At 62.8% G+C, this 24,293-nt stretch carries 20 protein-coding genes; 17 read left to right on the forward strand and 3 right to left on the reverse strand.

Annotation, left to right across the window (positions count from 1 at the left end; translation table 11 throughout):
- Positions 1-312 precede the first annotated feature (312 nt).
- Complete coding sequence (locus B0E42_RS12525; RefSeq protein ID WP_077506516.1) at positions 313-2,010, reverse strand: sulfatase-like hydrolase/transferase; 1,698 nt, start codon at positions 2,008-2,010, stop codon at positions 313-315.
- Positions 2,011-2,386: 376 nt separating this feature from the next.
- On the opposite strand from B0E42_RS12525, the gene B0E42_RS12530 reads away from it, so the two are divergent.
- From B0E42_RS12530 to B0E42_RS12610, 17 genes are all read left to right on the forward strand, one after another.
- Positions 2,387-3,751: a UDP-glucose/GDP-mannose dehydrogenase family protein gene (locus B0E42_RS12530; RefSeq protein WP_033062449.1), complete on the forward strand. Its 1,365-nt coding sequence runs from the start codon at positions 2,387-2,389 to the stop codon at positions 3,749-3,751.
- Positions 3,748-4,806, forward strand: coding sequence for an NAD-dependent epimerase (locus B0E42_RS12535; RefSeq protein ID WP_053180593.1), 1,059 nt, complete (start codon positions 3,748-3,750; stop codon positions 4,804-4,806). The genes B0E42_RS12530 and B0E42_RS12535 overlap by 4 nt, the downstream gene beginning before the upstream one ends.
- The gene (locus B0E42_RS12540; protein WP_018602647.1) at positions 4,803-5,549 is read left to right on the forward strand and encodes a sugar transferase; all 747 of its coding nucleotides are present in this window, start codon (positions 4,803-4,805) and stop codon (positions 5,547-5,549) included. Before B0E42_RS12535 ends, B0E42_RS12540 begins: the two co-directional genes overlap by 4 nt.
- The gene (locus B0E42_RS12545) at positions 5,550-6,194 is read left to right on the forward strand and encodes a CpsD/CapB family tyrosine-protein kinase (protein ID WP_014337506.1); all 645 of its coding nucleotides are present in this window, start codon (positions 5,550-5,552) and stop codon (positions 6,192-6,194) included.
- A 20-nt stretch (positions 6,195-6,214) separates the two neighbouring features.
- A complete protein-coding gene (locus B0E42_RS12550) occupies positions 6,215-7,237 on the forward strand; it encodes a polysaccharide biosynthesis/export family protein (RefSeq protein WP_018602644.1) in 1,023 nt (340 codons plus the stop codon).
- 17 nt (positions 7,238-7,254) lie between these two features.
- On the forward strand, positions 7,255-8,847 hold the full coding sequence (locus B0E42_RS12555; protein ID WP_053180595.1) for a Wzz/FepE/Etk N-terminal domain-containing protein: 1,593 nt from the start codon (positions 7,255-7,257) through the stop codon (positions 8,845-8,847).
- Positions 8,844-9,947, forward strand: a complete 1,104-nt coding sequence (locus B0E42_RS12560; protein ID WP_024616571.1) for a glycosyltransferase family 4 protein — start codon at positions 8,844-8,846, stop codon at positions 9,945-9,947. The genes B0E42_RS12555 and B0E42_RS12560 overlap by 4 nt, the downstream gene beginning before the upstream one ends.
- A 710-nt stretch (positions 9,948-10,657) precedes the next feature.
- The gene (locus B0E42_RS31745) at positions 10,658-11,314 is read left to right on the forward strand and encodes an O-antigen ligase family protein (RefSeq protein WP_371915894.1); all 657 of its coding nucleotides are present in this window, start codon (positions 10,658-10,660) and stop codon (positions 11,312-11,314) included.
- Positions 11,311-12,270, forward strand: coding sequence for a glycosyltransferase (locus tag B0E42_RS12570; protein WP_053180599.1), 960 nt, complete (start codon positions 11,311-11,313; stop codon positions 12,268-12,270). The genes B0E42_RS31745 and B0E42_RS12570 overlap by 4 nt, the downstream gene beginning before the upstream one ends.
- Positions 12,263-13,399: a glycosyltransferase family 2 protein gene (locus tag B0E42_RS12575; RefSeq protein WP_077506517.1), complete on the forward strand. Its 1,137-nt coding sequence runs from the start codon at positions 12,263-12,265 to the stop codon at positions 13,397-13,399. Before B0E42_RS12570 ends, B0E42_RS12575 begins: the two co-directional genes overlap by 8 nt.
- Before the next feature lie 12 nt (positions 13,400-13,411).
- Positions 13,412-14,416 (forward strand): polysaccharide deacetylase family protein, encoded by a 1,005-nt coding sequence (locus tag B0E42_RS12580; RefSeq protein ID WP_053180602.1) that lies wholly within the window; start codon positions 13,412-13,414, stop codon positions 14,414-14,416.
- Positions 14,413-15,717 (forward strand): lipopolysaccharide biosynthesis protein, encoded by a 1,305-nt coding sequence (locus B0E42_RS12585; protein WP_053180605.1) that lies wholly within the window; start codon positions 14,413-14,415, stop codon positions 15,715-15,717. The genes B0E42_RS12580 and B0E42_RS12585 overlap by 4 nt, the downstream gene beginning before the upstream one ends.
- Before the next feature lie 608 nt (positions 15,718-16,325).
- Entirely contained in the window at positions 16,326-18,302 is a 1,977-nt protein-coding gene (locus B0E42_RS12590; protein ID WP_077506518.1) for a hypothetical protein, read from the forward strand.
- Positions 18,299-18,988, forward strand: a complete 690-nt coding sequence (locus B0E42_RS12595) for a GNAT family N-acetyltransferase (protein WP_053189414.1) — start codon at positions 18,299-18,301, stop codon at positions 18,986-18,988. Before B0E42_RS12590 ends, B0E42_RS12595 begins: the two co-directional genes overlap by 4 nt.
- Before the next feature lie 5 nt (positions 18,989-18,993).
- A complete protein-coding gene (locus B0E42_RS12600) occupies positions 18,994-20,169 on the forward strand; it encodes a GNAT family N-acetyltransferase (protein WP_077506642.1) in 1,176 nt (391 codons plus the stop codon).
- Entirely contained in the window at positions 20,141-20,914 is a 774-nt protein-coding gene (locus B0E42_RS12605; protein ID WP_139353144.1) for a ChbG/HpnK family deacetylase, read from the forward strand. The genes B0E42_RS12600 and B0E42_RS12605 overlap by 29 nt, the downstream gene beginning before the upstream one ends.
- 144 nt (positions 20,915-21,058) lie before the next feature.
- Positions 21,059-21,997, forward strand: coding sequence for an alpha/beta hydrolase (locus B0E42_RS12610; protein WP_053180613.1), 939 nt, complete (start codon positions 21,059-21,061; stop codon positions 21,995-21,997).
- Between the two features lie 222 nt (positions 21,998-22,219).
- Here the strand turns inward: B0E42_RS12610 and B0E42_RS12615 are convergent, their stop codons facing one another.
- Positions 22,220-23,962, reverse strand: a complete 1,743-nt coding sequence (locus B0E42_RS12615; protein WP_018608208.1) for an ABC transporter substrate-binding protein — start codon at positions 23,960-23,962, stop codon at positions 22,220-22,222.
- 48 nt (positions 23,963-24,010) lie between these two features.
- The gene (locus tag B0E42_RS12620; protein WP_014337491.1) at positions 24,011-24,283 is read right to left on the reverse strand and encodes a DUF2160 domain-containing protein; all 273 of its coding nucleotides are present in this window, start codon (positions 24,281-24,283) and stop codon (positions 24,011-24,013) included.
- Positions 24,284-24,293 lie beyond the last annotated feature (10 nt).

Raw genomic sequence — 24,293 nt, forward strand, 5'->3', positions numbered from 1 at the left:
CCGTTAACCACGCTGGCCGAACGCAGGCATTGCGCAGTGGGCAACCCGGCATGGATGCCGGGTTAGCCGCGCTGGGCCATGGATGGCCCTTCGCGGCGGCCCACGGAGCAATGCCGGAGTGAGGGCACACCGAGCCTAGGCGAGGTGCCGAGTGGTGGGGCATAAAGCGCTTTGGTTACTTTCGCGCTTTTCGAAAGTGACCCGCCGTCAGGGCGGAACCCTAAGTGGTCGTTACCGCAACAACGGATATGTACTCAATCAATAAGACCCTGACCGGCGACAAGCTCGCTCCCACCAAGAGCTCAGCACCAGTCAATGCCCCTCCGCCATCTCAACCTGGCCGGACTGCGGTGTCACGATGTCGCCCAAGTCGATGTGTTTCCAAGCCGGTTTCGCCCCCAACCGCGCATTAAAGCGATAGTTGAAAGTGAAATCATCATCGGTTGGTTGGCTCAGGGATTTCCCATAGGTCGATTCAACCCCGGCCGGCTCGTACCCCATCAACTGCAACAGCGTCGGGAAGATGTTGTAGTGGCTGGAGCGATCTTTGTTCTGTGCCCAGGCTCGGCGCCAGTCCAGGGCATGCAACTGCGCGCCCTGGATCACCACCAACGGCACCAACCCCTCCTCCGCCACCGGGTCACCGCCGCAATGGGTGTTGAGCCCGGGGTTGCCGCGCTCGTGCAAGTCCTGGCCGTGGTCGGAGGTATAGATCAACACCGCATGGCTCAAATCGGCCTGCTGGAAGATTCGCTTGAAGAACTCGCCGACGTTCCACAGCAAGGTGTTCTGGTAGGCGTTGCGGTACAACAGCCAATCATCTTTCTGGCCATTGAAGCCGTCGCGGCTGCCGGTGTCGACCACGTCCTGGAACTGCCCTCGCGGCAAGGCCGGGCGGTAGTCCATGAAGTCGTCGGGGTATTTGTCGTGTACCGGGAAATGCGCCCCCACTTTGTTGACCACCACCAGTTCGGCCTGGTTGTCGCCCAACAGCTCGATCAACTTCGCCGCCGCCGCCATGTCACGGTCGCGCACGCTGGCCTGGTCGAATTGGACGAATTCGTCGATGTCCTGTTTTTCCAGCTCGGTCATCAGGTTCTGCAGGTAGCCGCCGGTGCGCTGGGCGTCGATGTAGACGGTACGCAAACCGGCCTTCTTGGCATACTGCCAGATCGACGGTCGGGTGCTGTTGATGCGCACGTAGTCGGTGCGCGTGCCGCCGTAGCGCAGGGTGACGTTGGTGTCGGCGCTGCAATTGGCGATGGAGGCCGCATAGCCGAAATTGAAGACATCCACGCCCTCGGGCGGCGTCTTCAGGCCGGTGTGCACGCCGAACGGCGTGTTGATATCCAGGTAATTGCCGCCAATGCTTTCATCGATGATCAGCACGATATCCTGCTCGATCACAGACGATCGTCGCATCAGAGTGACCGGCTCCCGGGGGCCGACGGTGTTGTGCAAGGACTCGTAGGCAAACAGATTCAAATAGGCCAAGGGCGTGTACATCACCGGCAGGCCGCGTGCGCCCTCACCTGCCCGCACGAACAACACGCCACTGAGCAACAACACGCCCAACACGGGCGCCGCCATGGGCAGGTAGCCGGGCAACCGCACCGACCTTTGAGGCTTGAGCGCGATGCCGAACAACAGCAGCAAGCCGCTGATCACCGCGCTGATAATCACGTCGCGGTACTGATAGGCCGCCTCCTGGATAAATCCTCCCGAGTACACCAGCGAAACGAACTGGCTATAGGTCAGGTAACTGTCCGTGACCCGGGTGTACACCTCGAAAAATACCGCTGAAACAAACATCGCCAAGGCAAACACATGCCTCACCAAGGTCTGGCGTATGTAGGCGCTCATCCACAGCGCCAGCACCAACAGCACAAACATGGCGCCGAACAGCAAGGCTGCCAAGCCCAAGCCCAACGCGTCGAGACGGTCGAGGTAATAGTCGTATCCCTTGAGCAGGTACAGAACCAGCAGCAGTTCCTTGAGGTAACGGGCCATGTTTTCCTCGACCGGATCGCAGTGTCGAAAGCGCTTCGTTCCTGCACGTTAGCAGCCGATGTTCAAAGCGCAAGAAATGCTTCATCCGAACCACGCGTCAAAAAAAAGTTACCCCAAAAATGACACGAAATGCCGTCACAAAATGTAAAAATCTATGGATTACTACCGTTTATCGCTTTGTCAAATTCCCGTAAAGCCCAATAAAACAGCCACTTTATTAAGACAGTCAAGGACTTGATATCAAAAGGCCCGACTTCACTTGAATTGCCAACACTGACAACTGTCATTTTGCTGACACGCTTTTCTGAAGCTGCGCTATACCCCTCTAAACAGTTTCATCCGAGTTACATCAACCGGTTTACGAGGCGCGCCAAAAATGGACGTGAGCGTATTTGGTACGGGGTATGTGGGATTGATCCAGGCGGCCGCAATGGCCGACGTCGGGCACCGCGTTTTGTGCATCGACATCGACCCGAAAAAAATCCAGCAACTGCAACAAGCCGTACCGACCATCAGCGAGCCGGGGTTGTCCAGCTTGCTCGAAGACAACATCAAAGCCGGACGCTTGTCGTTCAGTTCCCAGGCCAGCGACGCGGTCAATCATGGCGAGCTGATTTTCATCGCCGTCGGCACCCCCGCCGATGAGGACGGCTCGGCCGACCTGAGCCATGTGCTGGCCGTCACCCAGCAAATCGCCGACTTCATGGACAGCGACCGCACCCTGGTCATCAAGTCCACGGTGCCGGTGGGCACCGCCGACAAAGTGGCCGAATGCGCTCGCCAGGCACTGGCGCGGCGAGGCCTGAAACAGCTGAACGTGCGCGTGGTGTCCAACCCCGAGTTTCTCAAGGAAGGCAGTGCGCTGGCCGATTGCATGCGCCCCGACCGGATCATCGTCGGCACCGCCGACCCGCTGGCCCGCGACCAGATGACGGAGCTCTACGCGCCCTTTTGCCGCAACCACGAAAAACTGATGTTCATGGACAACCGCAGCGCCGAACTGACCAAGTACGCCGCCAATGCCATGCTCGCCACCCGCATCAGCTTCATGAACGAACTGGCCAACCTCACCGAACGGCTGGGCGCCGACATCGAAGCGGTGCGCAAAGGCATCGGCTCGGACCCACGCATCGGTTATCACTTCATCTACCCCGGCTGCGGTTTCGGCGGCTCGTGCTTCCCCAAGGACCTGCGGGCCCTGCTGCACACCGCCGAGCAAAGCGGCATGCCACTGCGCCTGCTGCGCAGCGTCACCGACGTCAACGACAGCCAGCGGCACATCCTCTTCGAGAAACTGGCGAAACAGTTCCAGGAGGGCCTGGCCGGCAAGTCGATTGCCATCTGGGGCCTGGCGTTCAAACCCAACACCGATGACATGCGTGAAGCCCCCAGCCGCTACCTGATGGAAGCGCTGTGGCGCGAAGGCGCCCGAGTCCATGCCTATGACCCGGAAGCCATGTCCGAATGCCGGCGCCTCTACGGCTATCGCAAGGACCTGAACCTCTGCGCCACCCGCGACGACACTCTGGAGGATGCCGACGCCCTGGTGATCTGCACCGAGTGGAAGAATTTTCGCGTGGTGGACTTCGACCTGCTGGCCAGCAAGTTGCGCGCCCGGGTGATCATCGATGGCCGCAACCTGTACAACCCCGAACACCTGGCCGCCGCCGGGTTGCTGTATCGCGGTATCGGGCTGCGCCACACCGTGCCCGGTACTCCGACACCAGGGCCACAAGCGTGAACATCCTGGTCACCGGCGCAGCCGGCTTCATCGGCGCCCACGTCGTGCTGCGACTGCTGCGCGACGGCCATCGGGTGTGCGGGCTGGACAATTTCAACGACTACTACGACCCGCAGCTCAAGCACGACCGCGTGACCTGGGTAAACGACCAGGCCGGCGATTTTCCCCTGGCGCGGATCGATCTGGCCGACGCGCCGGCCATCGATGAACTGTTCCAGGCCCGGCGCCCGGACGTCGTGATTCACCTCGCGGCCCAGGCCGGCGTGCGCTACTCCCTGGAGAACCCGCAGGCCTATGTCGACAGCAACATCACCGGGTTCCTGAACATCCTGGAAAACTGCCGCCGCTATCCGGTCAAGCACCTGATCTACGCCTCCTCAAGTTCGGTATACGGCGCCAACTCGCGCACGCCTTATTCGGTGCAGGACAACGTCGACCATCCGCTGTCGCTGTACGCGGCCAGCAAAAAAGCCAACGAACTGATGGCCCACAGCTACAGCCACCTGTTCGGCATTCCCTGCACCGGCCTGCGCTTCTTCACGGTGTACGGCCCTTGGGGCCGGCCGGACATGTCGCCGATCCAGTTTGCCCGCGCCATCGCCGAAGACCACGTGCTGCAGCTGTTCAACCACGGCGAACACCAACGCGATTTCACCTACATCGACGACATCGTCGAAAGCATCGCCCGCCTGATCGAACGTGCGCCCCAGGTCACGCCACTGTTGGATCACGAACTACCGGACCCGGCCACCAGCCGCGCGCCCTGGCAGATCTACAACATCGGCGGGCAGCACCCGGTGGCGCTGCGCAGCTATGTCGCGCTGCTGGAAAAACACCTGGGACGAACCGCCCGTATCGAATTGCTGCCCCTGCAAGCGGGGGATGTGCTCAACACCTGCGCCGATGCCAGCGACCTGGCACGGGCCACCGGCTTCAAGCCGTGTATCGAACTGGACGACGGCCTGGGTCGTTTCATCCAGTGGTTCGTCGATTACTACGCAGTACCCATCGCCCATACGCCGTTCGCGGCTGAAGTTCAGCGGAGGAGTCTATGACCCGACATGAGCAAGTCATCGAGATCAACGCCCCGGGACGCGACAAGCGCGTCGATCCGGAGCACCGCAGGCGCCTGGACGCGGCCATCCACCGCCAGGGCCGTGGTTGGTTGACCGGTCGCGACGGCGGCCGGCCCTGGACGGTCTCGCGCACCAACCGCGTAGTGGCCTGCCTCGGCGCACTGGCGATCCTGCTGGTGTTCTGCCCGCTGCTGCTGGGCCTGGCGCTGCTGGTGAAGTTCTCCAGCCCCGGTCCCGTGTTGTTCGTGCAAAAGCGCACCGGGTATCGCGGTCGGGTCTTCGGCATGTACAAGTTCCGCACCATGGTTGCCGACGCCGAGGCTCTCAAGGAGTCGCTGCGCCACCTCAACAAACACGGCGCCGAAGCCATCGACTTCAAGATCGACAACGATCCGCGCATCACGCCCATCGGCCGGTTCCTGCGACGAAGCAGCCTCGATGAACTGCCGAACCTGATCAATGTAGTGACCGGCGACATGCGCCTGGTGGGCCCGCGGCCGACCTCGTTCAACGCCTATCGCTACAAGGACAACCATCTTGTGCGCCTGAGCATCTACCCCGGCATGACCGGCCTTTGGCAGATCTCCGGGCGCAGCAATATCGACTTCGACCAGCGCGTGGAATTGGACCTCAGCTATATCGCTGAACAGAGCCTGTGGCTGGATTTGAAGATCCTGATGATTACCCCCTTCAAAGTTTTCAGCGGCCACGGAGCGAGTTAAATGGACGGTTCAACCAATATCCTGACCATAGCAAGCCCGAGCGAGACCAACCTGACCTCGACCGTGCTCGACCCTTCCCTGCGGATCCTGCTCTTGACGGCCGCCAACACCGGCACCGGCACCAGCACCAGCGCCATGGCGCTGGCCGCTCAACTGGCGCAGATGAGCAACGGTCGCGTGCTGCTGGTGGATGCCAGCCAGTCACCGCGCAACCTCAGCCAGCAGCTGTCGTTGCACAAGGAGCGCGGTTTCACCGACCTGTTGTTCAACAGCCTCGCCCCGCCCTTGTTGCAGGACTGCGTGGTGCAAGCGTCCAGCCTGCCCTTCGACGTGCTGCCCCACGGGCGCCTGGGCCGCAATGCCGAGCACCTGAGCCCCGAGCGACTGCGCCCACTGTTCAGGCAACTGGCGGCGCAGTACCGCTTTGTGGTGATCGACGCCGACGCAGTGTATTCGGCCAGCGACACGCTGGTACTCAGCACCCAGGTAGACGGCGTGGTGCTGGTGGTGCGCGGTGAAGACACCCGCTGGGAAGTGGCCCAGGCCGCTCGCCAACGCCTGTCCCAGGCCGGCGCGAAGGTGGTGGGCAGCGTGTTCAACCGCCGCAAGTACTACATGCCCAAGTGGCTCTACAACAACCTGTAAGCCTGCAAAAGGATGACGAGATGAACGCCAGAATGCTTGTCCTGCTGTTGCTGCCGCTTGCCGGTTGCTCCAGTACCAGTGATACCCGCTCGATGCCGGTGCAGATCCTCACGGCTGCGCCGGCCAATGCCCAGGCCACCGACATGCCCAAGGTCGAACAGACGTTGCGGCCCCAGGATGTGCTGGATGTGATCTTCCACATCGGCACGACCTCCTCCCAGGCATATCGAGTGCAACCGGGCGACCAGGTTGCCCTGAACTTCACCGCCGCCAGCCAGCTCAATGGCACGCAACAGGTGATGCCCGACGGCCGTATCGAACTGCCTGGGGCCAACACCTCGGTGAAAGTCGCCGGGTTGACCACCGACGAGGCGCGCCTGGCGGTGCAGCGTGCCTATGACCAGAAGATGCTGTTCCAACCCAATCGCAACCAATTGACCGTCCTGGTGACCAGCCCGCTCTCCGGCGAGGCGAACCTGCGCAACACCCTGACCCACCCGGCCACGGGCATGAGTCGGGAAATCATCGTGGGCCGGGATGGCTACGCCAGCTTCCCGGAAATTGGCTCGGTGCCGTTGCAAGGCATGACCGTCACCCAGCTGGAGACCCTCCTCAACGAGCGCTACGCCCAACTGCCCGGCCACATGACCGTGGATGTGCTGCTCAAGTCCACCGCCGGCAACGAGATCTATGTACTCGGTGAAGTGGCCCAACCCGGCGCCTATGCGATCCGCCGGCCGATCTCGGTTCTCGAAGCCCTGACCCTGGCCCGTGGCACGAACGTCAAGGCCCGGCTCGACTCGGTGATGATCATGCGCCGCAACGGCAACCAGGTCGAAGCCCGTCACTACGACGTGGAAAAGGCCTTGAGCGGCGACGCCTCGCAGATCGCCTACCTGCAGCCGGAGGACATGTTGTACGTGCCCAAGACCGGACTGGCCAAAGCCGGCGAAACGGCCAGGCAACTGGCCGACGTAGTGCTGTTCCAGGGCGTCGGGTTCGGCTTCGGCTACCGCGTCGACAACAAAGGCAGCGACAACTGAAACTCAGGTGACCGATCATGAACCCCAAGGAAAATTATTTGCATGAGTTTTTCAGGATCTTCTTCGCCAACAAGCAGTGGGTGAAGCGCGTTTTCCTGATCTTCGCCGTGATCGCCCTGGTGCTGCCGTTGATGCTCAAGCAGAGCTTCGATATCACCGCCCAGGTGATCGTCCAGTCGAAAAAACTCTCCCAGGGCGACGCCACCACGTCGCTGAACCAAGAGAACGCGACCTTCATCCCGCCGTCCCTGGCGGACATGGAAACCGAGAGCAATATCCTGCGCTCGCCGGCGTTGATCCGGCAGACCATCAGCACCCTGCGCGACCAGGGCGAATACACCCCAAGCCCCGGCATTTTCAACAAATGGGTGAGCGAACCGCTCAAGCTCTACATCACCCGACCGCTGCGCGAGTACGTCATCAACCCGCTGCGCGATGGCCTGGGGCTAGAGGTCGATCCGGTGCGCGACACCGTGCTCGATACGCTGACCGAAGAGGCCATCGAAAACCTGAAGATCGAGACCCTGCCCGGCTCCAACGTCATCTCCATCGTCTACAGTTTTGGCGACCCTGCCCAAGGCACCCGGTTCGTGGCGCAACTGCTGCAGAACTACCTCAGCAGCCGCCAGGACCTGCAATCGATCGAAATGCCGCAGACGTTCTATGAGCAGAAGAAAGCCCAATACCAGACCCGTCTCGACGGCCTGGAAGGCACCCGCCTGGGGCTGCTGGAAAACATCGGTTCATCCGACCCCAAGGAAGAAATCACTTTCCGCCTGAACGCCATCAACACCGAAGAACAGGCCCTGAACCTGTACCAGGATCGCCTACTGCAAAGCCAACGCTGGCTCGATTACCTCAAGACCAGTCTCGCCGCAGCGAACAGCTCGCGGTTCAACGACTACACCTTCCCGTTCACCTTCACCACCACCGTGGACAACATTGCCTTCGAAGACCGGGAAATCAGGCAACTGGGCGAGCAACTGACCAGCCAGGTCAGCCGCTACATGAATGACCTGGCGATCTTCCAGCCCGGCAGCGAACCGATGCTGCTGGCCCGGGAGCAGATCATCCGCACACGCCAGCAGTTCCTGAAAGTGGTGAACAACCGCATCCAGGAGCGCACCACCGACCTGGCGGTGGTCAGTTCGGTGATCAATCAGAAGATCGAGCGTATCGCCACCTTCAAGGAGCGCATCCACCAGTTGCAGGAAACCCAAAGCAAGCTGCGGCAGATGGACACCGAGATCAACGCCCTGCATGCGGCGTTCTCCACCTATGCCCAGCGTTTCGCCGAAGCCAGCACCGCACGCTCGCTGGACACCGACCTGTCCAACGCGCGGGTCCTGAGCCCGCCGTTCGAACCGACCGCCCCGGCCTTTCCCAAGCCGATGCTGATCATTGCCTTCGGCATGTTCAGCGGCCTGCTGCTGGCGATCGCCCTGGTCTATGTGCGTGAGTTCTTCGACCATCGCTTCAAGCACCCAGCGCAAATCACCCAGCAATTGGATGTGCCGGTGCTGTTGGTGATCAACGAGCAGTCCCCCGACCGGGTCAACCCGCACCGCAACTGGAGCCTGCCCAGCCTTGTCCATTGGGTGCGAAATTGAACGCGCCGTTCGGCCCGACCCGCCACAGCAGCCCCCTGTCGATCATTCATCTGCTCGACAGCGGCGGCTTCTACGGGGCCGAGCGGATGCTGCTCGATCATTGCCTGGCGACGCCCGGCCAGCATCAGGTGCTGTTCCTGGCGGCGCCACCGACCTTGATCACGCGTTTTCGCCAGGCCGGGGTCGATTGTCGTCATTGCGCCAGTTGGGCCGAGTTGTTGCAGCACCTGCGCCAGCGCCGGGACGAGCGCCCCTTGATCAACACCCACAACTTCAAGGGGCTGTTGTTCGGCTGGTCGGCGGCCACGCTGCTGCGCCTGCCGCTGGTAATCACCCAGCATGGCTTCACGCCGCGCAGCCCCAAGCAGCGTTTCTATACCTGGCTGAGCCTGCAACTGTGCCGCACCGCCTCGGTCAAGCGGGTCGTCTGCGTGGCGGAGAGCATCGCCACGCTGCATCGCCGGGCCAGCGTGCGAGCGGAAAAACTCGACGTCATCCCCAATGGCCTGCCAGCGGCCAGTACGCCGTTGGCCCATCGCGCCGACAAGCAACGCTGGCGGGTCGGCTACGTCGGCCGCTTGAGCAGCGAGAAAGGCCCGGACCTGTTCCTCGACGCCATGATCCCGCTGTGCCAGAAGCATGCATCGCTGCACGCGGTGATGCTCGGCGACGGCCCGGAACGCCAGGCGCTGCTCAAGCGCATCACCGATGCCGGACTGCCCACGCGCATCGAATTGCCCGGCTACCAGACCGACATGAACGCCTGGTGGAGTCGCCTCGACGCCCTGGTGATCAGCTCACGCACCGAAGGCACGCCGATGATTCTGCTCGAAGCCATGCAGGCCGGCGTGCCGGTGGTGGCGTTCGGCGTCGGCGGCATTCCCGACGTGTTGCAGGACCGCCATAACGGCCTGCTCGCGGCACCGGCCGACAGCGCGGAACTGGCGGCGCAGATCGAAACGCTGTTCAGCGAACCGCCCCTGGCGCGGATCCTGGCCGACAACGCGCGCCGCACCCAACGGGACCGCTACGACCTGCGCACGCTGGCCGAACGCTGGTCGCAGCTTTACATCCGCACGGCACGGGAGGCTCGCTCATGATTGTCCCACTCTCGATCATCAGTCTGCTGGGCCTGGTGTGCCTGGCGTTGCTGGCCAGCCCTTATCCGTTCCTGGCGCCGGGCGCGGTGTTCGGTCTGGTCGGCGTTGCCGTGCTGTACCGCAAGCCCATGTGGGGCCTGCTGGGCATTGCCGCCCTGGTGCCGTTCGAAGGCCTGTTCAAGGACAGCGCCTTTTCCGGCAGCAAATTCTTTGGCCTGGCGCTGATCATGATCCTGATGTTGCAGTTGGCCTTGCACCAGATTCCGGGGACGCGCCTGCGCAGCAATATCTGGCGGCCGCTGATCGGCTTCATGCTGCTGTACGGCCTGAGCCTGTTGCTGTCGGAAAACATGGGCCTGTCCACGACCCATTTTCGCGAGCTGACGGTGGGGTTGATCCTGTTCGTGATCACCTTGCTGATCGGTCGTGAATTGAACCTGGACCTGTTCTGCCGACTGATGACCTTGAGCGTCACCACCACCTGCGTGCTGGCGATGTTTTCGGCCAAGTACCAGGACCAGGGCCGCGCGTCCGGCCTGCTGGAAGACCCGAACACCTTCGCCCTGCTGATCGCCTTTACCGTGCCGCTGGCGTTGCTGCTGGTGGTGCGTGGCCCAAGCTTGCTGCACCGGTTGTTCTGGGGCGGCTGTTTCATCCTGCTGCTGGGCGGCATGACCAAGACCGAGTCGCGCTCGGGGCTGGTGGTGTTGATGCTCAGCCTGATGATCGGCCTGTATCACTACCGCGCGCAGTTGCCGCGTATCCGTCCACGGCACCTGGGCTTCGCCATGCTTGGGCTGGCATTGCTGATTCCCTTGGCAATCGCCGTGATGCCGGCCGGCTACGTCGCGCGCATCCAGTCATTGAGCATCCTCAGTGCCGGCGCCAGCGCCCACCAGGACGAATCCCTGGGCCGCCGTGCTTCGTACATCCTGGTCGGCAGCCAGATGATCCGCGAGAACCCGATGCTCGGCTCAGGCCCCGGGACCTTTCCCCTGCACTACGCACCCACCGGCTATGCCAAGGCGTTCTCGGCCAATCGCAAGCTGGGGGACCTGTATCGCCGGGCCCATAACACCTACCTGGAAATCTTCAGCGAAATCGGCATCCCGGCCGGGCTGATGTTCGTCGCCATGATCGGCCTTGGCCTGTACAACCTGCTGCACGCCCGTCGGCTCTGGCTGCAGCGGCGGGACTGGGCGCAGGCGGACCTGCTGACGCACCTGGGCATGAGTTTCCTCTCGCTGGCGTTGTTCCTGATGTTCCTCAGTGCGCCGAACCACAAGTTGCTGTGGATCATGCTCGCCCTCACCAGTGTGTTGCGCTACGACGCCGAGCAGGCCGCGCCACAGGAGGCTCGTCCATGAGCTGCGTCAGCATTGTCATCCCGATGTACAACGAGGCCCGGCACATCGGCCGTACGCTGCAAGCGGCGCAGGAAGCCGCCCGCCAGGCAGGCCTGGCATGTGAATTGATCGTGGTGGACAACGGCTCCGACGACCACGGCCCGCGCATCGCCAACGAGTTGGGGGCACGGGTGTTGATCGTGCCAGGCGTGCACATCGGCGCCCTGCGCAACCGCGGTGCCGCCGCCGCCCAGGGTGACTGGCTGGCGTTCATCGATGCCGACATCGAAATGCCGGCCGACTGGCTCACGCTGCTGCTGGAGCTCGAAGGTCACCAGGGCGACGTACTCGGCCTGGACCTCGACACGCCCCGGCAGGCACCGTGGTTCGCCGAAGCCTGGCAGCGCCGCAGCCAACGCCCGGGGTCACGCCTCCTGCATCGGGTGCAGTGGCTGCCCAGTGCCAACCTGTTGATGCGTCGCAGCTGGTTCGAACGGGTCGGTGGCTTCGACGAAACCCTGCGCACTGGCGAAGACAAGGACTTCTCCTTGCGCCTGCGCCAGGCCGAGGCGCAATTGCTGCTGGTCAACGAAAGCGTGGCCCTGCACTGGGGCTACGAAGGCAGTTGGCGCGAGTGGATGAGCAAGGAACTGTGGCGCCAGGGCAGCCATCTGCAATTGCTCCGCAGCCATGGCCCGAGCCTGCGCCTGCTGCGTTTCCCGGCGCTGTCAGTGGGCGCCTGGGGCTTGGACCTGCTGGCCGTGCTCGCGTTGCTCCAGGGGCAGTTGCACCTGGCGCTGACGTTGTTGCTGGTCACCGCCCTGCCGCCCTTGTTCCTGAGCCTGCGCCAGAGCCGGCGCGGGCCGCGCCTGACCTTGCAATTGTGGGCCTTGCATGGCGTGCGCCTGCACCTGACCGGCGCCGCCCTGCTGCTCAACCTGTGTCATTGGAATGCCAGGAGACCTGCCCGTGGCTGAATTCATTTATTGGTCGTGCCTGTTGCTGCCGGTGTACGCCTACCTCGGTTACCCCTTGATGTTGAGCCTGCTGGTGCCGCTGTTTCCGCTGCGGCGCTACGGCAAGGCGTTGCCGATGGACGTGAGCATCGTCATTGCCGCCCACAACGAGGCGCGGCACATCGAAGAGAAGTTGCGCACCTTGCTGGCCCAGGACTATCGGGCCCATTCGCTGCAAATCATCCTCGCCAGCGACGGCTCCACCGACGAGACGGTGGCCTGCGCGCGCAAGGTGATCGATCCGCGCATCAGCGTGCTCGACCTGCCGCGCCAGGGCAAGGCCGCCGCCCTCAATGCCGGTGTCGCCCACAGCAGCGGCGAGATCCTGGTGTTTACCGACGCCGATAACCAATGGGCCAACGACACCCTCGGCCATCTGCTGGCGCCCTTGGGCGATCCCGAAGTCGGCGCCTGTGCCGGGCACATGGAAATCCCGGTGCCGGGCAAGGGCCTGAGCCTGGGCGACAGCCTGTATCGTCATTACGAAGGCTGGTTGCGTCGGGTGGAGAGCCGCACCGGTTGCATGGTCTCGGCCGACGGCGCGCTGTTGGCCCTGCGCCGAGGGCTGTTCCAACCGATACCGGCCCAGGTCAACGATGACTTTTTCCTCAGCACCTGCGCACCCGCCGCCGGCAAATCCATCGTCTATGCCCCCCTGGCCCGGGTGACTGACCAGGGCGTGGACGAAGCCGACAAGCAGTTTCGCCGTCGCCAGCGAGTCACCGTCGGCGGGTTGCAGAGCCTGGCCCAGCGCCGGGCGTTGCTTAACCCACTGCGTCACGGGCTCTACGCCATCGGGCTGATCAGCCACAAGTTGATCCGCCGCCTGGCGCCGGTGTTGCTGCTGCCACTGTTGCTGAGCAATGCCTGGCTGTGGAACGACCATCCGTTCTATCGCCTGAGCCTGGTGGCACAACTGCTCGGTTACGCCATGGCGCTGATCGGGCTGATGGATGCGCGCCACCGCTTGCCCCGGCCCTTTCGCCTGGCCGCATTCGTACTGGTGACGCTGGCGGGCATGAGCATCGGGCTCTGGCAGTTCCTGCGGGGCCAGCGCTACAGCCAATGGAACCCCGAGCAGAACCGCTGAGGAGAAGGGCCGATGTCGATCAAACAAGTCTTCAAGCGCACCGGCGGCTGGCTCTACCTGAACACGTCCCTGGGTCGCCATCCCCTGCGTGGCGCCGGCGTGATCCTGATGCTTCATCGTGTGTTGAATAACGACCGCGCCGCGGAGCTGCCCCATCGCAACGAGTTGTGCGTGGGGCCCGAAGCGTTTGAACATTTGCTGATCTGGCTGCAACGGCATTTCGAGTGCGTGCCGCTGATGAGCTTGTTGCTGGCCGATCCTGAAAACGTCCCGAACCGCCCGCGGGTCGCCCTGACTTTCGACGACGGTTGGCGCGACAACGCCATGAATGCCTTTCCGTTGCTGCGCCAGTACCAGGTGCCGGCGAGTATTTTCCTCTCCACCGATTTCATCGGCAGCCGCCAGCACTTCTGGTGGGAAAGCATCGGCGAAACCCTCTGGGGCAGCCATGGCCAGGTGGCACGGCGCGCATTGATCGAGCACTTGCAGCTCGTCGGTCGACCGTTGCCGGTGCTGCTCGATGACATCGACGACGAGCGCCGCAGCCTGGCGCTGCTGCATTACCTGCAAAGCCTCAAGAGCCTCGATGCACAGACGTTGAGCGACCTCACCGACGCCTGCCCACAGGGTTCCCAGCCCCAGGCCCTGGACTGGACCCAGGTGCGCATGCTCGAAGACTCCGGCCTGATCCGCTTTGGCCCCCATGGCGCCAGCCACGCGATCCTGACCGGGCTGGACGACCAGCGCCTGCACGAAGAACTGACGCGCAGTTGGATCGCCCTGGAAAACGGCTGCGCCCAACCCTTGCCGGTGTATTGCTACCCCAACGGCGATAACGATGAGCGCGTGCGCCAACAGGTGGCGGCCCACGGTTTTGCCTTCGCCCTCGGCACCGAGGCGGGGCTGTATCGCAACGACGGTGACCCCTTGAACGTGCCACGTTTCGGCGTCAGCCAACACAATGCCCATCACCCTGAATTACTGGCCTGGCGCATTCGCCGAGGGGCACGCCCATGAGCCGCGCTCACTACCTCAAGCACCTGGCGCTGAGCATGGGCACGCGCCTGGCGATGATCGGCCTGCGCCTGCTGCGCAATGTGCTGCTGGCGCGGATTCTCGGGCCCAGCGAACGTGGGTTGTTCGCCTTGCTCAGCACCCTGCCGGACCTGATCAGCGCCGCCACCAGCGGCGGGCTGAATTCCGCCGTGGGTTATCAGGCGGCGCAGCAGCGCTCGATGGGGCTGTTGCTCAGCCAGGTGCTGGTCTTCGGCTGCCTGCTGGCCGGGCTGCTGACCTTGCTGGTGGTGGCGCTGGTGCGCGAGTTCGGCGGCGAACTGGACATCGCCACGCAATTGGGATTGCTCGCCTGGCTGTTGTTGCTGGCCGTGCCGTTGACCGTGCTCAAGAGCGGCCTGCTGACACTGCACAACGCCTCCGGTGGCGTGGGTGCCTTCAATGCCTTGCGCCTGATGGAATCCCTGGCGCCGCTGCTGCTGTTCCTGGCCTTGTTCTGGATGTGGAAAGAGGCGGCCCTGGAAGCGGCGCTGATCAGTTGGCTGGCGGGCCTGAGCCTGGTGGTGCTGGCCGGTTGGGTGTGGTTGCGCCGCGATCATGTGGTCACCCTGCGCTGGGATCGCACCCATCAGAACGAACTGTTGCGCTACGGCGCCCGCAGCCATCCGGACTTGTTGTTCCAGCAAATGCTGCTGCGCTCGGACTTCCTGTTCATCGGTGCCCTGCTGGGCAGCACGGCCCTGGGTCACTACGCCATGGCCAGCGCCGCCGCCGAACTGCTGCTGATCGTGCCGGAGGCCGTCACCACGCCGCTGATGAAACGCCTGTTGCAGCAGGACCGCGACATGCAGCGCCTGACGCCATTGGCCTTGCGCCTGACCGCCACGGTGATGCTCGGCGCCTGCCTGAGCATGGCGCTGATCGGCCAATGGCTGATCGTCACCTTGTTTGGCGCCGCCTACCAGCCGGCGTATCCCGCCTTGCTGGCGCTGCTGCCGGGGCTGTTCGGGCTGTGCTACGCGAGCATCCTGCGCCTGGATCTGCTGGGCAAGGACCGACCTGGCACGGTTTCGCTGCTGATGGGCGTGGGGGCGCTGCTGAACCTGGCGCTGAACCTGATCCTGATTCCCCGCTACGGCATCGTCGGGGCCGCCGCCGCGTCGTCAATCGCCTACCTGGGCGTGACCCTGGCGCTGCTGGCCATGTACTGCCGCCTCAGCGGCGTAGCGCTGTGGCAGACACTGATCATCCTGCCCAGCGACTTGCTGCCGATGCGCAAAATGCTGCTTGGGAAATCGGCATGAGTGCGGTTGCCAGCCAAACCGCCATCGCGAGCAAGCTCGCTCCCACAGGGGGTGGTGGTGACCTTGTGAGCGCGCCGAATCAGCTTGCAGTGAAGGTGGATGTGCCGCCCTCTTCGCGAGCAGGCTCGCTCCCACAAAAGCCTGGGACCGAGCACAACTTTCATGACCACCACAAATCCCCTGTGGGAGCGAGCCTGCTCGCGAAAGCGCTGGGTCAGCTTGCATCAAGGTTGAATGTGCCGCCCTCTTCGCGAGCAGGCTCGCTCCCACAAAAGCCTGGTGCCGAACACCCTATCCATAACCACCACAACCCCCCTGTGGGAGCGGGCTTGCTCGCGAAAGCGCTGGGTCAGCTTGCATCAAGGTTGAATGTGCCACCCTCTTCGCGAGCAGGCTCGCTCCCACAAAAGCCTGGTGCCGAACACACTATCCATAACCACCACAAACCCCCTGTGGGAGCGAGCCTGCTCGCGAAAGCGCTGGGTCAGCTTGCATCAAGGTTGAATGTGCCGCCCTCTTCGCGAGCAAGCCCGCTCCCACAAAAGCCTGGTGCTGGGCACAATATCCATGCCCACCACAAATCCCCTGTGGGAGCGAGCTTGCTCGCGATGGGGCCGGTGCAGCGCTGGTGGAAAGTGGCTGCTGGCCTGTGCCTTTGGAGCCTGGCCTTTTTTGCCCAGGGCGCGGCGATGCAATGGACCGGCATCCGCGACGGCAGCCTGTACCTGCAGACCGACCGCCCGGATTATGTGATCGTGCGCTGGGTACCAGCGTGGCAGGCCAACGCCAATAGTGAGCACCTGTACCTGCTCAACGGCCAGGGGCAACTGGTGGGTGAGCGCTTGATCAAGGCGACCCAGGAACGTGGCGAGCAGCAGTGGCCCTTGCTGCCAGGGGCCACCAGCTATCGACTGGAAATTCCCGGCTACAGCTTCCGCCGCTACAACATCGAACACGATGCCCGGACCCGGGCGATGTTCGCCCCGGCCAAGGTGCATTTCAGCGCCGAAACCCACGACGGCGATGAGCTGTATTTCAAGGTCGCACCCGGTGAGCAGGCCGTGCTGGCGGGCAAGTTCCACGGCGGCGTGCGCAGTCTGCAAGCCCGGCGTGTTGCCGATGGCAAACAGGTGCAGTTGAACCTCAAGCCATACCCGGCCTATTGGCAGTTCGATCAAGTCGCCCTGCCCGTTGCCAACGTCGAGCAAACCTGGCGCCTGCAATTGCAGGGCAACGGCAAGGCGGCGTTCTGGCTGGACGGCACGGCGAACCTGTTCGCACAAGCCGCCGAGCATCTGCAACCGCTGCGCCAGGACCCGGGGCAAGCGCACCTGAGACTCTATGGCGATGTCCTGGGAACCACTCCGAGACTGGGCATTTCCCTGCCCTACGTCATGCCCCCGCCCTCGGCCTACCCGGTCATCGATGCCCTCAAGCCCCAGGCCGCCACTTATTACAGTTTTGTCGACGTCACCGCGGCCAAGCCGGACCACGAAGATGCGTTCCGGCGCCTGTATCAGGACCGCTTCGGCATCACCCGGGACATCACCCTGTTGGCCGGTAGCGCACGCAAAGCCGACCTGCGAGCCGACCGCGTCAGTAACAGCGGCTTGCAGGCCTGGCTCAAATCGACCCGCGCCTTGGGCGGCAAAGGCATCCATTACCTCAGTTTCGCCGATGAGCCAAACCTCAACTACCCGGATTTCGCCAGTTTCCAGCAGGTGTTCGAGAGCATGGCCAGCCAGGTTCGCGCCGTTCCCGACAACGCCCGCGCCGGGGTGCGCATTGCCATACCGGCCAGCTCCCGGTTCACCAACGGCCCCCTGGCGGAAAACGCCGCCGACCGGCGCGGGATCGATTGGGCGCGGCGTTTGCTGGCCGAATCCAGTGACCAGATCGACGCCCTGGCCTGGCATGAATGGATGATCCGCGACCTGCTGGCGACCCGGGTCTATCGCAACAGCGTGCGTCAGGCCGCCGAGTTGGTGGGCCTGGACAGCAACGGCCGGCCGCGCAAGGCCTTGCTGCTGGACCAGACCAACATGTCCAGCGGCTCGAGCCTGAGCCCCTACGACCAGGAAACCCACTACGCCGCCCTGTGGTGGACGTCCGTGGCGATCAATGCCTCGGCGGACGGTTGGCTGGACATGCTCAACTGGTTCCAGTCCGCCGACGAACCGGAGTACCCAAAAGGTATGGTTCGAGTGCTGGACAGCCAGCGCTTCGAACTCAAGCCGGTGGGCCTGGCCCAACAGTTCATCCACCAGCATTGGCTGGACCAAGTGCTGCGCCTGGATAACGACGCCTTTGAAGTCGACGTGCTGGCCATGGCCACCGACGCAAGGCGCAGCCTGCTGGGCGTGAACAAAAGCACGCGCCCGCAACAGGTCAGCCTGGACGGCGTGCCCTGCCCCCAGGTGAAAGCCGAGCTGGTGTACTTCGGCCCCGACAACCATAGCCGCAGCGCCCCATTCAACTGCGAGACCGGGCAGATCCGTTTTCTCCTGCCAGGAGAAACCCTGTTTGCCCTGAGCTGGACCGCACCCTCTTCCCCCCAACCCGCCACCCGTCAGGAGGCACCATGAACGCTCTGCAGAAATTGCGTGATCGCATCCAGAAAAAAGGCCTGCGCGCCGTCCTCAAACAGCTGTTCAGACGCTACGTGTTTCTCCACTCGCAACTGGTGTGGCTGGAGCACGATGTGCGAACCCCACTGCCGCCGCATAACCTCAAGCCCTACCCGCCGATGCGCTTGGAGGCCATCACGATCAGCAATGCCGACGCTTTTTCCCGGCATTTTGGCGACCGCGTCGAAACCATGCGCGAGCTGGCAGCCGAAGGCTACGCAGGCTTGATGTACCTGGATGATCAAGGCGACACCGTGGGGTTCGCCTGGGGCAGTACGCGAGACTATTTCGACCGCCATTTCTACCAATGCAACTTCCCGATCAAGCCTGGCGAGTACTTTCAGTTCGGTGGCGAGGCGATTCGTAAATACTGGGGCTCCAGTATATCGGCGGACATGCAGTTGGAGATGTGGAAAGTCATGGCGGACAAAGGGTGCGACACCATGGTCGATGTCTGCGACATAGAGAACATCCCAGCGATCAAGATGCACCTGCGCATGGGCTTCCAGGAACGCGGCAAGATCACCCACATGTATCGCCTGTTCGGCCGCTGGCGGTTTTTCCGCGACACGCTTTACAACGGCTCGGCACTGGACGCCTTTCGTAAACCGGCCCAGCCGGTTGCATCGACTGCGGCGGCCTGACGCCCATGGCGATCCGGTTCCAATGGTGTCGCTCCCTGGGCGCCGAGGACTTTCCCATAACGGCCTATGACCAGCTGCGAACCCAGGTGCCCGACGCTACGCCCTTCAACACCCTGGCCTGGTTGCAAGCGGCGGAGTTCGCCCTGCTGCCGGACCAGCAGTTACAGGTGTTGCTGGGCTGGGAGGACCAGGCGCTGTGCCTGTGCCTGCCCCTGGTATCGGGGCGTGAGCGTATCGGCGGGCTGCGGTTCCGGGTGTTGCATCACTTGGGTTACCCATTGGCCGATCGCATCGCCTTGCTGGTGCGCCTGGACCCCGAGGGCATGGGGCAGGCACTGATGCAGATCCGTCAGCACTTGCCCCACGCGCTGCTGCAATTAAATGAGGTGGTCGAGCCGGTCGGTGAGCAAAGCGTCCTCAGTGCCTGGATGGCACTGAGTTCCACCGGAGAACGACGCCTGAGTTGCCGGGTGCCGGTGCATTTGATCAGCGACAGCGACCATCAGGAAATCTCTGGCGACCCACGCTACAAGCTGCGTCGAGCACGCAAGCGAATCGCTGCTTGTGGTGCCGAGATCCGCCGGATAACGCCAGACGCCATCAGCATGGGGCAATTGTTACGAGCTCTGGCCGATGTCGAGGATGCCAGCTGGAAAGGCGAGGAAGGCGTCGGCATCTTCGCCGACCCCAGGCGCCGACAATGGATGAACCACGCCTTCACCGCCCTCGCCGCCCAAGGCCTGGTGCGGGTGGTGATGCTGGAGCTGAACGGCGAATGCATCAGCTATCGCCTCGGCTTGCTGGATCAGGGACGGCTGTATGACTACAACCTGGCGTTCCTGCCGCAGCATGCCGACCTGGGCAGCGGCCGGGTCTTGCTCGAAGAGTGGATTCGCTGGGGGCTGGACGAGAACTGGCACTGGATCGACGCATCACGGGTCAGCCTGGAGAACTCCAACCATCAGCTACACGAACGCATGACCGGCCAACTGGAACACTGGCGCTGGAGTTTTTACTCCTGGCAGCCCGGTGGCTTGCTCCTGGGGTTTGCCTTGCGGCTATGGAAAAGCTTGAAGCCATGGTTCGGCAAACGCCGGAGCAAACCGACCGCGACGACGGCATCGTCCCCCTCAAAGAATCAGGAGAAGACGAATGCCGCGCCAAGTGATCGTCAACGCTGACGACTTCGGCCTCAGCCTCAGCGAAAATGCGCTGATCCTGCGGGCCTTCGAGACCGGAGTGATCAGTTCTGCCACGGTCATGGCCAACATGCCGGGTTTCGATCAGGCGTGTGAAATGGCCCGGCAACCGCTGCTCAACGGCCACGTTGGCCTGCATTTCAACCTCAGCTACGGCCCGCCGCTGGGCCAGGCGATCACCTCGCGACCGGTTTTTTGCGACGCCGATGGCCAGTTCGACCTGAACCTGTCGCGTTATTGCCTGCGCCTGGGTTCAAAGGATCTGGCGGCGGTGGAAGATGAACTGCAGGCGCAATGGCAACACTGCCTGGACCACGGCCTGCGACCCAGCCATCTCGATTCCCATCAACATGTGCACAACATCTGGCCCATTGGCGAACTGGTGGCCCGCTTCGCCGCCAGGCAAGGCGTGCCCATGCGCCTGGCGCGCAACCTGGGGGCGAACTTGAACCCACCCAAGCGCCTCTTCAAAACCCTGTTCAACCGGCGCATTCGCAGCCTGTGCGGTGCGACAGCGGACTACGTCTGCACCCCAGCCGACCTGGACTACGCCGCGCCACCGGTATATGGCTCGCTTGAGGTCATCGTGCATCCGATGCAACTGGACGGGGATTTTGGCGATGCCAGCCTGGGGCCAGGCGAGTCGTTGACCCACGTACTGCACAAGCGCCTGGCGGGCGTGCCCAAGGTCGCGTACGGCCGGACCGCAGGTATTGACGCTGGTTGAGTACGGGGATGTGCACTGACAGGGGCGCGGTGCATACCTGTGGCGAGGGCGCTTGCTACCTCGCCACGACCGTCCGAAATCCCTGCGCCGCTTTCGGAGAATCTGCTACAAGGCATCTTCAGTTTCGAGTAGCGAATTACGTCGATGCCTTTACCTTTATTCTCTCGCCTTCGGCGGCGCTGGCTGGCCTTCCTTGTCATGAGCGCATTGGTGGTCGGCCTGCCGGTGGGCTGTGGTGTGTTGCAGCACAAGGAACGGGAGCTGGTCTTTCGCATCGAGCCGGGGACCGCGAGCTGGTTCCGCGGGCTTCCCAGCGGTGTGCAGGAATTCGATCTCAAGCCCAAGAGCTTCAAGGCCGGGGAAAATATCCACGCCTGGTGGTGGCCGGCCGAACGCAAGAACGCACCGGCGATCCTGTACTTGCACGGCGTGCGTTGGAATTTGACCGGCCAGTTGTTTCGTATCCAGCAACTGAGGGCGCTGGGCTATTCGGTGCTGGCGATCGATTACCGGGGTTTTGGCAAAAGCCATGGGGATCTGCCGTCGGAAGCCAGCGTCTATGAAGATGCACGTATCGCCTGGGAGCGTCTCAAGGTCCTGCAACCGGATCCGGCCCTGCGGCTGATCTACGGTCATTCACTGGGCGGTGCCGTCGCAGTGGACCTAGCTGCGCAGTTGGGTCAGGAGGCGGCGAACAATGGTGCTGCCCAGGTCCGAGGCCTGGTCATCGAATCCACCTTCACCTCCCTGGGCGATGTCGCCACCGCGATGGCGAATACCTCCCTGCCCGTGCGCTGGTTGCTGTCACAGAAATTCGACTCCATCGACAAAATCGGCGAGATCAACATGCCGCTGCTGGTGGTCCATGGTGCTGCCGATCGTTACGTCCCGCCCCGGTTCAGCGAGCAACTGTTCAACGCTGCCCGGGAGCCCAAGCGCCTGCTGCTGGTACCGGGGGCAACACACAACAACAGCATGAGCCTGGCGGGCCAGACTTACCGGCAAGCGCTGGACGCGTTGATGAAAAACAAGCCATCGCCCATGGCCGAACACTCCCAGGTAAGCTCGGCCAAGGCCGGCTAACGCACAAGTCCCCGGCTGACACCCAACACCTTCATTGACTGTCACACCGCTATCGCGAGCAAGCTTTGCTCCCACAGATATCCCCCACACAGTTCTTTGATTGTTTACAAGATCAGTGTTCACAGCCGATCCCTGTGGGAGCGAGCCTGCTCGCGATGGCGGTGCAAGCGCACGCAAAAAAAACGGCACCTTTCGGTGCCGTTCGTTTTCACGCTTGGGGCTTTACTTGCGTGCCGCTTCCCATGATTTCAACAGCTCGGTGTAGCTCACGGTTTCGCCTTTAGGCTTCTCGTTCGCCAGTTTCGGCTTCGGTGCGCCCGGTTGGTCGAACCAGTATTGCGCATCGCGCTCAGGGTTCATCTTAGGTGCGCAGGTGGCTTGGGCCTTGGAGCGTTCCAGGCGAGTCATGATCGCGTCCTGGTCCTTGGCCAACCCATCGAGGGCCTGTTGCGGGGTCTTCTCGCCACTGGCCGCTTCGGCGATGTGGCTCCACCACAGTTGCGCCAGACGCGGGTAGTCCGGCACGTTGGTCCCGGTCGGGGTCCATTGCACGCGGGCCGGGCTGCGGTAGAACTCCACCAGGCCACCGAGTTTCGGCGCCAGGTCGGTCAGGGCCTGGGAGTTGATGTCCGACTCACGAATTGGCGTCAGGCCAACGATGGTCTTCTTCAGCGACACCGTCTTGGACGTCACGAACTGCGCGTAGAGCCAGGCGGCGAGTTTCTGCTTCTCCGGCGTGGACTTCATGAATGTCCAGGAACCCACATCCTGATACCCCAGCTTCATGCCCTCTTCCCAGTACGGACCGCGCGGCGACGGCGCCATGCGCCATTTCGGCGTGCCATCGGCGTTCATCACCGGCAGGCCTGGCTTGGTCATGTCGGCGGTGAAAGCGGTGTACCAGAATATCTGCTGGGCGATGGCGCCCTGGGACGGTACCGGGCCGGATTCGGAGAAGGTCATGCCCGCCGCTTCCGGTGGCGCGTACTTCTTCATCCAGTCCACGTATTTGGTGGTCGCGAACACGGCTGCGGGGCCGTTGGTATCGCCGCCGCGGGTCACGCTGGAGCCGACCGGATGGCAGTCTTCGACGCGAATGCCCCACTCGTCCACCGGCAAACCGTTGGGCAGGCCCTTGTCGCCGCCACCGGCCATGGAGAACCAGGCATCGGTGAAGCGCCAGCCCAGGGAGGGGTCTTTCTTGCCGTAGTCCATGTGGCCGTAGACGCGCTTGCCGTCGATCTCCTTGACGTCTTCGGAGAAGAACTTGGCAATGTCCTCATAGGCCGACCAGTTCACTGGCACGCCCAGCTCGTAGCCGTATTTCTCCTTGAACTTGGCCTTCAGGTCCGCACGCTCGAACCAGTCGGCGCGGAACCAGTACAAGTTGGCGAATTGCTGGTCGGGCAGTTGATAGATCTTGCCGTCCGGCGCCGTGGTGAAGGAGATGCCGATGAAGTCCTTGATGTCCAGGGTCGGCGAGGTGAAATCCTTGCCTTCGTTGGCCATCAGGTCGGTGATCGATTCAGTCTTGCCGTAGCGAAAGTGCGTTCCGATCAGGTCCGAGTCGTTGACCCAGCCGTCATAGATGTTCTTGTCCGACTGCATCTGGGTCTGCAGTTTCTCCACCACGTCGCCTTCCTGGAGCAGGTCGTGGGTCAGCTGAATCCCGGTGATTTCGGTAAAGGCCTTGGCCAGCACCTTGGACTCGTATTCGTGGGTGGCGATGGTTTCCGACACCACGTTGATTTTCATCCCGCGAAACGGCTGGGCGGCCTTGATGAACCACTTGAGTTCTTCGAGCTGCTGCTCGGCTGTCAGGGTCGACGGCTTGAATTCACTGCCGATCCATTTTTTCGCGGCGTCTTCATAGGCGTCGGCCCAGGCCGCAGCACTCAACCCGCTGAGTGCCAGCATGGCTGCCAATGAAACGCTATGTCGCAGCTTATTGTTTTTATTGAACATAGAGACCTCCTGTTTGGGTTTAAGAGCCTGATCGGCGAACCTTCGCGACTAGCCCCACCGCATCACTGCCAACAGCCACACCAAAGACAACGCGAACGCTATCCAGATGCTCCAGTCGGTAACGCCGATCACCAGCATGTGCAGGTAGGCGCTACCGAGAAGACCGATAAACAACCGATCGCCACGGGTGGTGGCAATCGGCAGGAAACCCCGCCGAGGGATGCTCGGCGAACGCAGTTCCCACGTGGTCATGCCTGCCAGCAGCAAGGCGATGACCCCAAAGAATGCCGCCGTGGGGGCGGTCCAGTTCATCCATTCCATCATCGACTCC

This window comes from Pseudomonas sp. A25(2017) (genome assembly GCF_002001065.1).
GTDB lineage: Bacteria > Pseudomonadota > Gammaproteobacteria > Pseudomonadales > Pseudomonadaceae > Aquipseudomonas > Aquipseudomonas kilonensis.